Origin of the sequence: Chthonomonas calidirosea T49 (assembly GCF_000427095.1) — a bacterium.
In the GTDB taxonomy this organism is placed as follows: Bacteria; Armatimonadota; Chthonomonadetes; order Chthonomonadales; family Chthonomonadaceae; genus Chthonomonas; species Chthonomonas calidirosea.
Window position 1 is genome coordinate 2,146,633 of sequence record NC_021487.1, and the last position, 13,672, is coordinate 2,160,304.

A 13,672-nucleotide genomic window follows, 5' to 3' on the forward strand; every position below is an offset into this window, starting at 1 on the left:
CCCCCTCCTTTTTCGCTCCAGCCAAAGAGAGGGAAGGTGCCCTGGGCGTTGCCCGAGGCCCGGTTGGACTGCCCTTTGCCCAAAGAGACGAGAGGGTTCCAGGGGCCTTCCGGGCCCGGGGTAGGCGGCCGAGGCGGAGAACCCGTGGAGAGAGCTTGGGCCCTTTGAGCGCTTTTGAGGGAAGCCCCCCCAAAAACAGCGGCGCCGGGGCTAGCGAGGGGGGGGGGGGGGAACTGGGGGCGTGGGATTCCCCCCGAACGAGCCAAAGGTTTCGGGGGGTTTCCCCCTTCGGGGGGGGGGGGGGACACTCCCTTCTCCCTGTTGCAGCTTCTTGTTGCGTTTGTTGTGGTTAGCCATTGTTTGAGTTCTCCTTTTTCAGGAAGCTTTGAAAGGGTTTATGCCAAGAGGGCTGGGGAGGCCTCTCAAAAGGGGCTAGAGGTTAGAGGGGTCTTCTCAGGAGCCTCAGAATGGCCACAGGGAAAGCGTTATAGATTTGTAAGGGAAGTGAGGGATATAGAGGCAGCTCACTTACAAAGTAAGTATAACACACAGGGTGCGAAGTTGTCAAGGGTTTTTTGGGCAAAATAGAAAAGATTTTTTGTGAGAGATTTTTTTAAATGGCGTGAGTGGAAGACGAGGTCGCTATTCTGAACTGGATTAGGAAGCTTACTGGGCATGGAACGCGGATGTTCTTACAGCCCGCCATCGGAGCGTTAAACGAGGGTAGAGAGGACTTGCGATGCGCACGGAAGGGTTGCCATAACGTCGCGCCGCCGACAGAAGAGGATATTGGGGGCCGGCTCGCGTATAAGCAGTACGAAATGTGGCACTGTCTCTGCCGATCTTGCCGTCGTTACTAACTTCTCCCATCAGCTGAAGAAAGGAATAGGTATGGCCTTCCCGCGATCTCAACTCATTTGCACCTCTATTTCCCTAGCGCTTCTGTCGCTCTCGTGCCGAGCTCGAGCCGACAAGCCCTTCGACCATCAGATGTGGCAGTTTCTTTCGGGCACCGGAAACGTGATCTACTTGACCACCGGCGTGGGGTTGCCATTGCTAACCGATGGACACCTTGGCTGGAACCACACGCTGCGTGTGGCCGACGCGGTGGGCACCAGCGTGCTCTTGTGTGAGGGGCTTAAGGCACTTATTCGCGAAAAACGACCGGATAGCAACGCACACGACAGCTTTCCTAGCGGACATGCTACCGCTGCCTTCGCTGTAGCGACCACCGAGAGCGCTCTGCACCCCGATCAAACCCCCTACTGGTTCGCCGGCGCTGCCCTCATTGCGGCTTCCCGTGTGGGACTGCACCGGCATACCGTTGGCGATGTACTGGCCGGCGCCGCGCTGGGCTATGGCATTGCGCGTTGGGAGGTCGCCTCTCCAAGGGGGTTGCTCCTCGCTCCCTGGATACGCCCTGAACGCCATGTCTATGGTCTCACGCTCTCGGCTTCCTTCTAGCGCTGTTTTTCCAGCCTCCTCTTGCGTAGTTATGCTACAATAGCAGATCGTTTATCGTATCTTAGGGCGGAAAGTCTATGATAGACCAACACGCACTCCAAGTTCTGGAGTATCCGAAAATTCGTGACCGACTTGCGGCCCACACCTCCAACGCCGTGGGTCGCGATTTCGCCTTAGAGCTAGAGCCGCTGTCTTATCCGGAAACGGTGGTTCGGCGCCTGCAGGAAACGCGCGAAGCGCGCTGGCTACGCGACACCACAAGCGGCCTCCCTTTAGGAGGCATCTTCGACGTTCGCGAAGCCCTTGAACGCGCCCGCCTTCAGGTGCGATTGACCGGTAAAGAGCTGGTAGACATCCGGTCCACTATCGTTGCCGCCCATCGCCTACGAGCCTTTCTGCTTGACCGCCGCGAGAACGTGCCCCTACTGGCCGAAATGGCCGCCAATCTTCCGTTGTTCCCCCACATTGACAGCCGCATCGAGGCCGCCCTCACAGAGACCGGAGAGGTACGTGACACCGCATCAACGGAGCTTGCCCGTATTCGTCACCAAATGAGGGTCACGCACAACCGCCTGATGGACCGACTGCAGTCCATTGTAACCAGCGAACGGTATCGCCCCTTCTTGCAAGACAGCATCATCACCTTACGTGAAGGGCGTTACTGCCTTCCGGTGAAGGCGGAGCATGCGCGTGCGTTCGGTGGCATCGTTCACGACACAAGCCAGTCCGGTGCCACGGTGTTTATCGAGCCGGAGGTTACCATCTCTTTGGGGAACGAACTGAAGCAGCTATCCCTCGAAGAAGAGCACGAGGTAGACCGAATTTTGCGCGAGCTTTCTCGGATGGTTGGCGATCGCCACACCGAGTTGCAGCGCATGATCTCTATTCTCGGTCATCTCGATCTAGTTCATGCCAAAGCGATTCTTGCCGAAGAGATGCGCGCGATAGAGCCGCGGTTGAATCGAAGAGGCGTGGTGAAACTGCGCAAAGCACGCCATCCGCTGCTCACAGGGAATGTGGTGCCCATAGATTTTGAGATAGGGGAACGATGCACGGTTGTGTTGATCACCGGCCCGAACACAGGAGGGAAAACGGTGACCCTCAAAACCATCGGATTGCTCACCCTCATGACCTTGGCGGGGCTCCAAATCCCTGCGGAGGAGGGCACCGAAATCGCGCTGTTCGAGCAGGTTTTTGCCGACATCGGCGATGAGCAGGATATTCAGCAGAACCTCTCGACTTTCAGCGCCCACCTCAAAAACATCGTTCACATCCTTGAACACCTGGTCAGCAACTCGCTTGTTCTGCTGGATGAGATAGGGGCTGGAACCGATCCGGCGGAGGGGGCAGCCCTGGCCAAAGCGATTTTGGAGTATCTTCGAGAGAGAGAAGCGCGGGTGGTGGCAACCACACACTACGGAGAGTTAAAGGAGTATGCCTTTTCAACGCCCGGCGTGGAGAACGCCTCGGTGGAGTTCGATCGAGAGACGCTCTCGCCAACCTATCGTGTGTTGCAAGGGGTTCCTGGCTCCTCGCATGCCTTCACCATTGCGGCTCGCTTAGGCTTGCCAGAAGAGATACTCCAGCAGGCGCGCGCTTCCCTTTCAAAACGGGAGGTCGAAGCCTCGCAGCTCATTGAGCAGCTGGAGCAGAGCCGCCGTAACGCCGCCATCGCGGAACAAGCGGCTATGGCCGCCCGTGCAGAGGCGGAACGCGCACGCGCCGAGTATCAGGAACGGGTACGGCAAGTTGCCGAAGTCCAAAGAACGGTTCGCCAGCAAGCCCAGGAGGAGGCGAGACGCATTCTCTCGCACGCCTCCGAGAAGGCCGAAAACATCTTAAAAGAGCTACAGCGCCTGAACCGAGGGGCCCGAAAGGGCGCGAGCGCACGCCAAAAATTGAAAGCGTTGCGTGAAGAGGTCTATGCCGCCCTTGAACCTGCCCCCATAGAACCCACCGAGCCGGCGCCAGCCCACCACGTCTATCGTCGAGGCGACTGGGTGCGTATTCCGGCGCTTCAGCTGGAGGCACAAGTGCTTGAAGAGCCGAAGAACGGAGAGGTCGTTGTGCAAGTGGGAGCGATGCGCGCCACATTCCCCGTGGATCAACTGCGCCCTCTGACGAAAGCGCCTACAACACAACCCTCTCCCACTTCACATACGACATCAAGCGCTTCTGAGATAGCCTTACGTAAAGCGCTTCAGATCGCACCGGAGCTAACTTTGCTGGCCATGCGGGTAGACGAGGCGCTTTCTCTATTGGAACGCTACCTCGATGATGCCTATGCCGCCGGGCTTGACAAAGTACGTATAATCCATGGGAAGGGAACCGGTGCCTTACGAAGAGCCGTTCATCAGTTTTTGACCGACCATCCTTTGGTAGCTTCCTACCGGCTTGGCACCGCTGAGGAAGGCGGCGATGGGGTGACCATTGTGGAGCTAAAAGGCTAGGAGAAACGCAAATTACATGAGGAGCTAGGAAATGGGATGGGAATGGTGGCTTGCATTAGCCCTCACCGGTTTTGTCATTGGAGGAGTAACCGCATGGGCAACGGGCGGCCTGAGAGTCTTTTTGTATACCCTCGCCGTACCGATCGTTCTGCTGATAGCGCATCTCTTTTTCTCCCGATATGCCCCGCCGACCTACCTGCTTTGGGTGGGGTTGGAATATCTGCTGATGATCGTTATGGCCTGTTGCGGTGACTATCTCTTCGGCTTGAGGCTCGGTCGCAACGGGCCGGACGGCTATCGGCACGATTCGGTAGGCCATTAGCGTGTGTTGCATACCGATTGGGCTGCTACGACTCCTGCCGCCAGGGCGGTTCGGAAAAAGTAGGGGTCTTCTTGTGGCTTGCGCCCCATGGTGGTCCAACGATAGGTTGCCATCGCGTTGAAGAGAGCCTCAGTCTCTACCTCCTCCACCATGTGCTTTTCTAAAATCCCTCTCTGCTGAAGAGTGGTGAGCACGATGTCACGCATGGGGGAAGGCATAACCGACAGGGGCAGCCACACCGAGCCAACCACCAGACGTTCCAGAACCATGAGGGTCTGCTGGCTAACACCGTGGTGACGCGGGCGCTTATCTGCAAAGCTAATACGCGGAACGCAGATGGGGCGGCCTTCCAGGGCAGTGGCCGCATTCAAGGCGAGGCTTTGGTCTACTCCAGAGAACCCCAATGCGGTCTGTGTACCGGCGTTTCCCGGCCCTTGGCAAACGAGAATAACATCGGCAGACGCCACCTGTCTTGCCGCCTGCAAGGCCGAGTAGAGGTTGATGGCCTCATAATCGCCTCCAAAAGCCTGCCCACAGGTGATCGTCGTCTGCAGTAAACCGCTCTGTTTCAGCTCCCTCACCAGATGGCTCCAGGCAATAGGCAAGGCAGCGCTATCCGTCATGATGTAGGCGACACGTCCACCATATCCTCGCTCTTTGAAAACCGCATGCACAGCGAAGCAGACCGGGCCGATCTGACTGTGCAGACCGCAGCAGACCACAGGAGTCCCCTGAAGCGGGCTAAACGATTCGAGGAGCGAATGAAATGGGCTTTCCGGCGCCTCCACCGCCAGCACCGGCGTTTGGATTGGGGTATAACGCAGCTTGATGAGATGCCCTGGGGGCTCATCCTCCAGCTCGCGCCCCACGATTCCCACCACAAAATCGTAGCCGCCGGTTCCCAAATCAAGCTCCACGGCCACCGTATTCAGCAAGACGCGCTCGCCAACCTGTGCGGTACCGTTGAGCGCCTTGTAGTTGATCGCTTTTCTCGGTGGCATATTTTCATCCGCCGAGATAGGCCGCACCGCAAGCACCTGCAGATCGGGGTCATCAGAAAGAACCGCTTCCACTCGGCCTTCCGTACGGAACAACATGGCTGTCAGCGTGTAACGGTCACCTTATTAAGACCGCGCGGGCTATCAGGATTGTAACCACGGGCGAGGGCAAGCCGACACGCCCATAGCTGGCCGGCAACGATGTAGAGCAGCGGGCTAAGCCGTTCGTCAATATCTATTGGAATGCGAATGGGGCATCGAGCAAACTCTAGGAGCTCCGGCGACCGTGCAAAGATGATCATTTCTGCGGCACGCTCCTGCAGCTTCCGGGCTAACTCCCACATAAAAGGATAGGCACGACCGTCTGGGGCATAGAGGAAGGTGGGAAACCCCTCGTGGATCATGGCTATGGGCCCGTGGAGGAAGTCGGCGCCCGAGTAGGGCTTTGCCACCAGATAGCTCGTCTCCGTCATCTTGAGAGCGGCCTCTAATGCGGTGGCCTGATTGATGCCACGTGCCAGCACGGCGCACTCTTGAATGTAACGGTAGCGTTCGACGGCCGCCTCAATCTGCGAGTCCAACGGCAGCACCTGATGCATGTGCTTTGGTATCTCGCGGAGCTCGTTCAAAAGGGAGGTTTCCTCGGCCCAATGTCCGGCCAACAGCGCGATGAGGGCAAGCGTTGTTGTATAGGTTTTTGTGGCCGCCACCGCCCTCTCCACCCCGGCATGACATAGTAGAACATACTCGCTTTGGTTTGCTAACGGCGAATCGGCCACGTTGGTGATGCAAGCTGTTAGCGCCCCGCCTGCCCGAGCAGAAGCCAGCGTCTGAACCACATCCTCCGCCTGCCCCGACTGCGATATGCCTAAAACCAGGCATCGTTCTAATCGCAACTTCGCTTCATAGAGGGTAAACACCGAGGGCGCCGCAAGGGCGACCGGAATGCCACAAACGATCTCGATAAGGTATTTCGCGTAGGTGGCGGCGTTGTCGGAGGTGCCGCGAGCGGCGATGACCACGTAACGTACATCCTGCTGTTTCAACTCTTTCACGAGCTTCCGGATGGCGGCATCGCCTTGTTGAACCGCGGTGGCAACGGCCTCCGGCTGCTCGTAAATCTCTTCCAACATAAAGACCATTCTCTATCTCTCCTACCTAGGGGGATGCGTCTAAAAACCGTCGGCTCGGTAGAAAACGGGCGCCTTTCCTCGAGGAAACAGGGCCTCTAAGAAGCGTCGTTGCGCTCCATCTTCCGTAACGTGATGAGGGCGTACTGTGCCGAAAAGCAGCTGAAAGAAATGAACCTGAGGTAAAACCCCTTCGCCCTCTTCCATCCGCCTCAAGATCAACGCCTCGCCAGCCCCTTCTAAAGAGATCGGCCCATAAGGTGTTTCAAAACTCACCCGACCTGCCGGGCATCCCTGCTCGATCCATCTCTGCTCGAAGCGGGGCAGAAGCTTTTGAAACAGCTCGGTTCGATGCAACAGTCGCAACATCCCGCTGCGATGATAGCCGGGAATAGGCTTCTCTAAAATCCGCTCAAGGGCGGAGCAGACCTCTGGATCCAAGGCGATATGTGCGCGAAGAAAGCCGATCTCCTCTTGCCAGCATAGGGTCGCCAGCAAGTTAAACAGCGCCTGTTCTGCCTGTGCGCTTGCCATATCGGCCAAGCCGATTTCACGAACCTCGCCATATCTCTGCCCTTCCCGCTCAAACGTGCTGTAACAGAGATAGGCAATCACGTGCCCTTCTCTGTCAAGACCCACGAGCACTTCTTTCGGATCGCGCTCTTCAGAAAGACCTATCCAATAGCTCCAATAGCTCTGGGTTCTCTCTAAGGTAAGAGGTCGGTAGCGATTATAGCTGGCGTAAATGGCGCGAATGATGGGTAAGTCGTCGGCGCGGGCGGCACGCACACCGATATCGGCAGAACCAGAAGGCAAGGGCTGCCTAACAGCGCCCTCGACCTCCGGAAGAGGAAAAACGGTATATCCGATGCGCTCGTAGTAGCCGGGAATGCCCGTGCTAAGCGCGGAGAAATCCATTCCCTCCGCCTCCATGATTGCCAAGGCTCTTTTGAGGCAAGCTGTGTTGTAGCCCTGACCACGATACTCTGGCAAGGTAGCCACATTGGCTAGGCCCCCCATCGTCAACCATATCTCCCCGCAAGCCACTTTGCGCCGTACGATCTGAACAGCACTCACGATTTTGCCATCGAGCACGCCTACCTGCGTATAGTGCGGCAGCCAGGTTTCGTCTGCATAGAGATAGCGATGAAAGAAACCACGTCCATTTTCTGACCATACACGGCACCACAAATCCAAACAGGCCTCTCTCTCCTCCGGCCGCACGGCACGAACTTCAAACCCCATCGGTGGTTCTCTCCTTTAGTAGAGAATAGTAGCGCAAAATGGCCTCTCCCAAAGGCTCTGTGGCTGCGATATGGCAGTGAGCCTCTAGAAAAGTCGCTACTCCTTCCAGATCAATACGTTCTTGAAGCGCTCTAGCGGAAACGTCGTTTGGGTGGGCATAGTGCAGCGCTGCCGCAATCGCGTAGGCACCGTGATCGGGGAATATCTGATGCCGCAAACACAGCCGAGCGGCGCCCACCAAGCGATCCTCTGGGGCGAGCTTGCGCAGGGGGTCACGTGCAAGACGATCACAGGTGTCGCCGAGCGCTGGGTTTGCAATGCGCCTCAACAGCTCCTCTTCGTAGGCACGCTGCTCCAAAAGATCAAACCCATGTTGTTTCACCAACGCCATGCCGGTCTCTTCCATCAGTCCCCTAATGCGCGCCAAAATCGTGGTGTCTTTAAGGGCATCGGCGGCGTATGTATAGCCTTTAAGCCAGCCGATATAGCCTAAAGCAGCATGGGCGGCATTATGAGAATAGAGTTTACGCTCCATATGGGCTTGAAAATTATCCACAAGTTCAAGCCCGGAGATGGAGGGTAGTTCTCCAACCACCGCATTTTTGTCGGCCGGTAGGCGGTGGTAGCTCTCTGCTCGAATATAGAGGGGATCGGCAGCGCGCTCCTCAGGAGAAGGGATCGGGATCATGCGGCTCACAACGGTGGGCACAAAGCCGGTGCGTTGGAGTATTGGATCGCGAACCTCTTGCGGTAGGTGCTGAGACACCGCTTCGCGTAAAACGTTATCGGCTCGATAGAGATTTTCGCACAATAGGATGTTCACGGGCGGACGCTGAAGTTCATAGCGCTTTACAAGCCCCAAAGCGATGAGGGGGGCGATATGTTGTAGAGCGGCTGCACCCACAGCGGTACAGAGCACAGAGGCGCGGGCTATCTCCGAGGCGATCTCTTCGTGCTGACTGGTGTGCAGCGCCCTCACCGGCGCTATCTGTAGGGGCGTTGAGGCGGTATCCTTCTCATTTCCAGAAGCAGCCGCAGCGTCAGGGATAGGGATAAGACAAAGAGGATAAGAACGACGTGCATTTAAAAGCTCCACGATAGTGGAATTAACTTCTACGAACACCACCTCCATACCGCTTTCCCAAAAGAGCTGCGCCAAAAACCCCCGGCCAACATTTCCTGCACCGAATTGAATTGCGATGGATGCCATAGGCTTACTCCAATATCTCCAGATCGCGCAATCGGCGACTATAGGGACCACCGCGCTCAAGGGCCATGGCTTGACGAATGCGCCGGATAACACGGCGCGATATCTCGGGGAAGGTAAGCTCGCCCGCCAAGATGCGGACGGCCGTGCGCGTGGCGTAAGGCCGTAGAATTCCGTGCCGATAGCAGAAGCCTGGCCAGCGATAGAAAAAGCGCGCAAACCTCAGGGCATCGTCGAAATTGGCGCGAAACGCCTTACCAATGGCCTCGGTATAGGCCGCTGTGCGCCCCTCAATGATCGCCTCTGCCGCAATCGAGCCGCTCTTGATGGCTGAGTAGATGCCATCGCCAAAAAACGGATTGATGAGCCCCGCAGCATCTCCCACCAACAGAATGTTCGCACGATGGTTTTGCACCGTGTCTAGCCCATTCCAGATAGGCAACGGATGGGCATGAAAAACCAGCTCCTCTTCCCGATACGGCACGTTAAGATAGCGCAGGTAGTCTAGAATCGTTTTTCGCAGTTCGGCACGTAGATTCGGGTCGCCATGCACACTTAAGCCCTTTGGCCGAAAACAGCCGGCCCCAACGTTGAGATGATCTTCTTTTGGGAAGACCCAAGCGTAGCCGCCCTGCACCACCCCAAACTCTAAATGGGCTATTTCTGGGCGCAGGTCTTCGTGGCCTTCACCCCATCGGTGAGGCACCTCTACCTCGATGGCGATGGCGATGGCACGTTCGCTTCTTAAACCTACTTGGCGCGCCACCACACCGTTTGCGCCGTCGGCCCCTATTAAGAAATCACAGGTAGCGCTCCACATACCCGTCTCACCCTCTGCAGTAACGCAAATAGGGCCTCTATCCCCACACTCTACACGGCGCACCGTTAGGGCATCGCGCAGTTCGGCTCCGGCGCGGGCAGCCCGTTGGGCCAGCGCGTTGTCAAAGATAGAACGTTGCACCATCCAAAGCTCAAGGTCGGCCGAGCTATCCTCGTCTGCGGGTCCGTGGTTAAGAGGGGCGAGGTAGGGGGTAGCAAAGCGAAATGTGTGGCGCAGATAGCGCACCTTCGCTTCCACAAAGGTCTCCGGTGCTAGATCTTGGGCGACATCTATTTGCAAAAGTTGACGTACCGTGATGGGCATGCCACCACCACAGGTTTTATGGCGTGGCAGCTTGCGACGTTCCAAAAGGGCCACGCGGACTCCGTGACGTGCCAGCTCCCATGCGGCTGTTGTCCCTGCTGGACCAGCACCTACCACAATAGCATCGTAATGTGCGTTGTGCCTCATCCTGTGCTCCTTTTAAATGGTGGCATATTCTTCTTATCTGTCCGTGGTCTGTTGAGTTAAGCGTTCCTCATTGGGCGCGATATCCGCCGTATTCGTCCCTTCTGCCGGAGATTTCGGCTTGAAGAAGTCGTAGGTAACCACCTGTACATACTGCCCGGGCCCGGCGCGGTCGTGAAACCAGCGGCTATCTAAGGAGGTGTGCGGGCTTACCAGAGCTTCGGCTTGCAGATACCATGGCTCCTCACGCACCACACATCGAACCCCCGGTCCGCTTGTCTGCCCCCACGACTCCAATCGAAACTCGTACTCGTTGCGTACAAGCCCCTGTACATCGAGAGTGCGTATGCGAACGGCACGCACCTGCCCTACCAAGACATCGCCGTGCGCTGGCTTTTTATCCTCATTGAGGAGTAGGTGCAGGATAGGAATTTGGGCAGTGAACCCTTCCGGTCGTCGTGAATAGTCAATGTCGTAACGCCCAAAAACACGCGTTACCGGCCCAGGCCGAAACTGAATTGCAATACCGGTAAAATCGGGTTCGGAGCGCTTGTGTTCGTAGAAGAGCCCCACATTGAACTCGCCGATCTGTTTGCCTAAATAGACGTTATAGCCTGGCTCCCCTGGTTGGCCTACAGGATAGCGCCGCACAGCGAGGTCGCCGGCACGCGTCTCAAAGCGCCAGCCGTCGCCAAAATGGGTTCGATAGAACGCATATGCCTCGATAACCGTCCCCTTCGGGTTGTCGCCATGGCTAAACCCGGCGGCGCGCCCAGTCCAATGGGCTCCCCAACCCCCATAGGAGGCCACCTCTCCCTCCAGCACGATAGACCGATAGTCGCTCTCCGCATGCGAAATGTAGAGATCGCGATTGTCCGGAACCGTGTCAAAAAGCGCTATGGCATCGGGGAAAGGGAAGTGAAGGTAGCGTACGTGCCCTATTCGCAAACTCACTCCCCCCTCCATATGGTGCCCTCGGTACTGATCGTAAGCTTCCAGATAGAACTCATCGGGTATCACCTGGGCGAACTTGTTGTTATTCCTTTTACGAAACTCCAGGCGTGCCCGCAAGCCAGGTAGTAGGTCTACGAATCCGCCAAAGATAAGGTTTTGAAAAGTAAAGCGGTCCGACCAGGCTTTCACACCAATCGAAAGATCAAAATAGCCGCGCCATGGGCCGATGAAGTCCGTATGCCAACCGTAGTGGGGTGGCTTCATGAGACCACTTGGGTTTATCTCCGGTTCGAGGGTTGTGGTATAGGGCAACGGTGTGGAAGGATAGTGGAGATCACCGGTTGTCTGGGCGCGAGCTCGATAGAGCGAGGAGAGAAGCACAAAACCCATAAAAAAGCGCCAAAAAGGGCGGCGTAACGCCATAGAGCAAGCCTCCTAAGAGATTGAGGTGGAGTTTTTAGTTTACCACTTGGTATTGCCCACATCCGGCATGAGACGGCCTTCTTGGTCGGCAAAAAGCAGGGCAAAGGCAAAGGGGTCTTTGCCACGCACCCATTTCACCAGCACGCGATTGGACCCCTGACGCAAAAGCACATCCACTCCCCAGACGCTACCGATAGGGGTGGGGCGAAATGGACGTCGTTCAAACCGCGCCAACACCCTTTGCCCATTCAGCCAAACCTTAACGCCGCTGTTGGTTGCCGCAACGAGCCGCGCGGGGCGCTCCGAGGGAACATATACGGTTGTCTGCCCGTAGCAGACGCCCGGGGAGCCATGAAAGAGAGGCTCAAGGTCTAAGACCAGTTCCGGAAAACTCCGACGCTCCCATCGCACGATCTGGCCAAGCCGCCCTGTGTAGGTCTCATAGAGTTCCGGTCGGCTCTCCGGCGCATAGACCCGGTCGAACCCTTCGGTTTCGGAATTTTCGAAGGTTCCCACAACCCACCAGCAGGAAGCTCCAGGAACAAGGAACTGTGCCGATAGAGACGCTTCGCCCGACTCCGGTAGAAGCGCGATGGTAAGCGGGTTTACTATCTCAATAACCCCCTGACCACTAGGGACAGCAAGGGTGAACGTCGTCTGCAGCCGCCCTTGGGGGGCGATGACTTGGCGGCTTCCAAAACCGGGTGGCATGGTGATCTGCCACCCAGATGGCGCCATCACTTGTACTTTTCCGATGAAGGGCTCCTGGCTTTGGTTGGCTATCGCCAACTGGAACGATTTGGGTTGAAGGTGGGATACCGCGAGAACCTCACCTGCGTCCAGCGAGAGGAGATAAGGCCCTACGCGCCGCTCCATGAGGTAGGGAGGATAGACAAGCAGGGGCTTGACGAGACGATTATCGGCCCACGCGATGGCCTGGGTTACATCGGTAACAGCTGTGGCACTACGAGGCGTAGACGGATCGGGTGAAAGGTCGGTCTCTTTCACGGTTGGGGTAGGTTCGCTTGAGGACGATGGCGGGTTTTCCTCCGAGAGCTCAACGACAGCTTCTTGAGGTGGTTGTTCGTTTAAGCCCACGTCGGCTGCAGAGGAGGCCTGCCCTTCAGAGGCTGCGTTGGAGGGCACTGGCGAGGAATCTGTTGGCGATTCTGCTGTCTCTTCAATCAGGGCGAGATGAGGCACATAGGTCTCGATGAAGTGTGTTCCCACGGTGGCGAGCCGTTCCGCTATGTCGTGAAGAGAGCTAGGTACAGGAAGCTGGCGCAGACCCGGCCCTGGAATGAACATCTCTCCTAGGGGCTGTTTCCAAAGCTCAGGTAGTTGGTCGTAACCATACAAGATGCCCTTAACCGCGCCTATGGCTCCTCCCACAAACTCCGTGTCGTAGCCACAATTTACAGCGTTACACAGGGCCGTTTCAAAATCTTGAAAGCCGTAAAGCAGCCCGATCGTAAAGAACCCTATATTTTGGGCCGCGTCAGAAAAGTTTGGGTCGCCAACCTCTTTAAGAACGGCCTCACGTGCCGCCAACCACCCTTGTGCCCGAAAGGCCGCGTCGAGCACCGCTTTCACGGCGCGCGCCACACGACAGTGACGGGGGATCATGGCCAGCCCAATAACGCATAGAGCTCGTGGCTCGGTGAGAAAAAAGGCAGCGCTGCCCAGCGCTGCCAAAAACATGGCAGCCCAAACGCCCTCCATTCCGTGGTCTATGCGCGCATCGCGAGCGGCAAATGCAGCGGCCACTTGCGGTGCCCCCGGTAAAAGCAGAGCCCAGATGTCGGCGCGCAGAGCGCCTCCTGTGCTGTTGTGAAACCAGTTGGAGTAGGTGCCCGAAGCGGGAGGCTCTAAACCACGCGCCCAGTTCCATTGAGCGTAGCCGAACTCGTCTTGCCAATAGTCTAGGTGGCTTTGCCAAGCCTTCATGAGATCGGCATCGGTTACACCGGTACCCACTTTTTCGAGGGTATCGAGCCAGACGACCGAAAAGTCGAGTCCAACCCCCGCTGCATGCTGGGCAGGGATCGGGTTATAGTAGCGTAAGTTGGAGGGCACGGTGCGCCCACGAACGACAATTCCCAAGGTTACACCGGCGCATTTTCCCCACCAAGCTCCTTTCACCTTGTCGAAATACGCCTTTTTCGTTAGCGTGAGCGCTGCAGGCATCTAC

General features: G+C 57.0%; 11 protein-coding genes and 1 pseudogene. 3 read left to right on the forward strand and 9 right to left on the reverse strand.

The features are described from left to right. Positions 1-308 (reverse strand): annotated as a pseudogene (locus CCALI_RS16530) (hypothetical protein); the annotation flags it as partial. A 358-nt stretch (positions 309-666) separates the two neighbouring features. Continuing rightward, positions 667-912: a hypothetical protein gene (locus tag CCALI_RS16120; protein ID WP_156412953.1), complete on the reverse strand. Its 246-nt coding sequence runs from the start codon at positions 910-912 to the stop codon at positions 667-669. Between CCALI_RS16120 and CCALI_RS08905 the strand changes: the two genes are divergently transcribed. The 3 genes from CCALI_RS08905 (at position 892) to CCALI_RS08915 (ending at position 4,236) form a co-directional block, all read left to right on the forward strand. Next, positions 892-1,464: a phosphatase PAP2 family protein gene (locus tag CCALI_RS08905; protein ID WP_016483152.1), complete on the forward strand. Its 573-nt coding sequence runs from the start codon at positions 892-894 to the stop codon at positions 1,462-1,464. The two genes, CCALI_RS16120 and CCALI_RS08905, sit on opposite strands and share 21 nt — an antisense overlap. Positions 1,465-1,541: 77 nt before the next feature. Next, positions 1,542-3,914, forward strand: a complete 2,373-nt coding sequence (locus CCALI_RS08910; protein ID WP_016483153.1) for an endonuclease MutS2 — start codon at positions 1,542-1,544, stop codon at positions 3,912-3,914. A 31-nt stretch (positions 3,915-3,945) separates the two neighbouring features. Then, the gene (locus CCALI_RS08915; RefSeq protein WP_016483154.1) at positions 3,946-4,236 is read left to right on the forward strand and encodes a hypothetical protein; all 291 of its coding nucleotides are present in this window, start codon (positions 3,946-3,948) and stop codon (positions 4,234-4,236) included. Here the strand turns inward: CCALI_RS08915 and CCALI_RS08920 are convergent. From CCALI_RS08920 to CCALI_RS08950, 7 genes are read right to left on the reverse strand one after another with little or no spacing between them, the layout of a single operon-like run. Then, positions 4,233-5,309 (reverse strand): DUF3866 family protein, encoded by a 1,077-nt coding sequence (locus CCALI_RS08920; protein WP_172636647.1) that lies wholly within the window; start codon positions 5,307-5,309, stop codon positions 4,233-4,235. The two genes, CCALI_RS08915 and CCALI_RS08920, sit on opposite strands and share 4 nt — an antisense overlap. Before the next feature lie 29 nt (positions 5,310-5,338). Continuing rightward, entirely contained in the window at positions 5,339-6,376 is a 1,038-nt protein-coding gene (locus CCALI_RS08925; protein WP_016483156.1) for an SIS domain-containing protein, read from the reverse strand. Positions 6,377-6,406: 30 nt separating this feature from the next. Further along, complete coding sequence (locus CCALI_RS08930; RefSeq protein ID WP_016483157.1) at positions 6,407-7,609, reverse strand: GNAT family N-acetyltransferase; 1,203 nt, start codon at positions 7,607-7,609, stop codon at positions 6,407-6,409. Next, on the reverse strand, positions 7,599-8,819 hold the full coding sequence (locus tag CCALI_RS08935; RefSeq protein WP_016483158.1) for a mannitol dehydrogenase family protein: 1,221 nt from the start codon (positions 8,817-8,819) through the stop codon (positions 7,599-7,601). Before CCALI_RS08935 ends, CCALI_RS08930 begins: the two co-directional genes overlap by 11 nt. 4 nt (positions 8,820-8,823) lie before the next feature. Beyond that, on the reverse strand, positions 8,824-10,107 hold the full coding sequence (locus CCALI_RS08940; protein ID WP_016483159.1) for a geranylgeranyl reductase family protein: 1,284 nt from the start codon (positions 10,105-10,107) through the stop codon (positions 8,824-8,826). Positions 10,108-10,140: 33 nt separating this feature from the next. Beyond that, a complete protein-coding gene (locus tag CCALI_RS08945; protein WP_016483160.1) occupies positions 10,141-11,481 on the reverse strand; it encodes a hypothetical protein in 1,341 nt (446 codons plus the stop codon). Positions 11,482-11,520: 39 nt separating this feature from the next. After that, positions 11,521-13,668, reverse strand: coding sequence for an ADP-ribosylglycohydrolase family protein (locus CCALI_RS08950; protein WP_016483161.1), 2,148 nt, complete (start codon positions 13,666-13,668; stop codon positions 11,521-11,523). Positions 13,669-13,672: the final 4 nt, after the last annotated feature.

What these genes read in the sequence shown, in the direction of transcription:
- CCALI_RS08905 (WP_016483152.1), top strand. Translation starts at nt 892, where the DNA reads ATGGCCTTCCCGCGATCTCAACTCATTTGCACCTCTATTTCCCTAGCG.
- CCALI_RS08910 (WP_016483153.1), top strand. Translation starts at nt 1,542, where the DNA reads ATGATAGACCAACACGCACTCCAAGTTCTGGAGTATCCGAAAATTCGT.
- CCALI_RS08915 (WP_016483154.1), top strand. Translation starts at nt 3,946, where the DNA reads ATGGGATGGGAATGGTGGCTTGCATTAGCCCTCACCGGTTTTGTCATT.
- CCALI_RS08925 (WP_016483156.1), bottom strand. Translation starts at nt 6,376, where the DNA reads ATGGTCTTTATGTTGGAAGAGATTTACGAGCAGCCGGAGGCCGTTGCC.
- CCALI_RS08930 (WP_016483157.1), bottom strand. Translation starts at nt 7,609, where the DNA reads ATGGGGTTTGAAGTTCGTGCCGTGCGGCCGGAGGAGAGAGAGGCCTGT.
- CCALI_RS08935 (WP_016483158.1), bottom strand. Translation starts at nt 8,819, where the DNA reads ATGGCATCCATCGCAATTCAATTCGGTGCAGGAAATGTTGGCCGGGGG.
- CCALI_RS08940 (WP_016483159.1), bottom strand. Translation starts at nt 10,107, where the DNA reads ATGAGGCACAACGCACATTACGATGCTATTGTGGTAGGTGCTGGTCCA.
- CCALI_RS08945 (WP_016483160.1), bottom strand. Translation starts at nt 11,481, where the DNA reads ATGGCGTTACGCCGCCCTTTTTGGCGCTTTTTTATGGGTTTTGTGCTT.
- CCALI_RS08950 (WP_016483161.1), bottom strand. Translation starts at nt 13,668, where the DNA reads ATGCCTGCAGCGCTCACGCTAACGAAAAAGGCGTATTTCGACAAGGTG.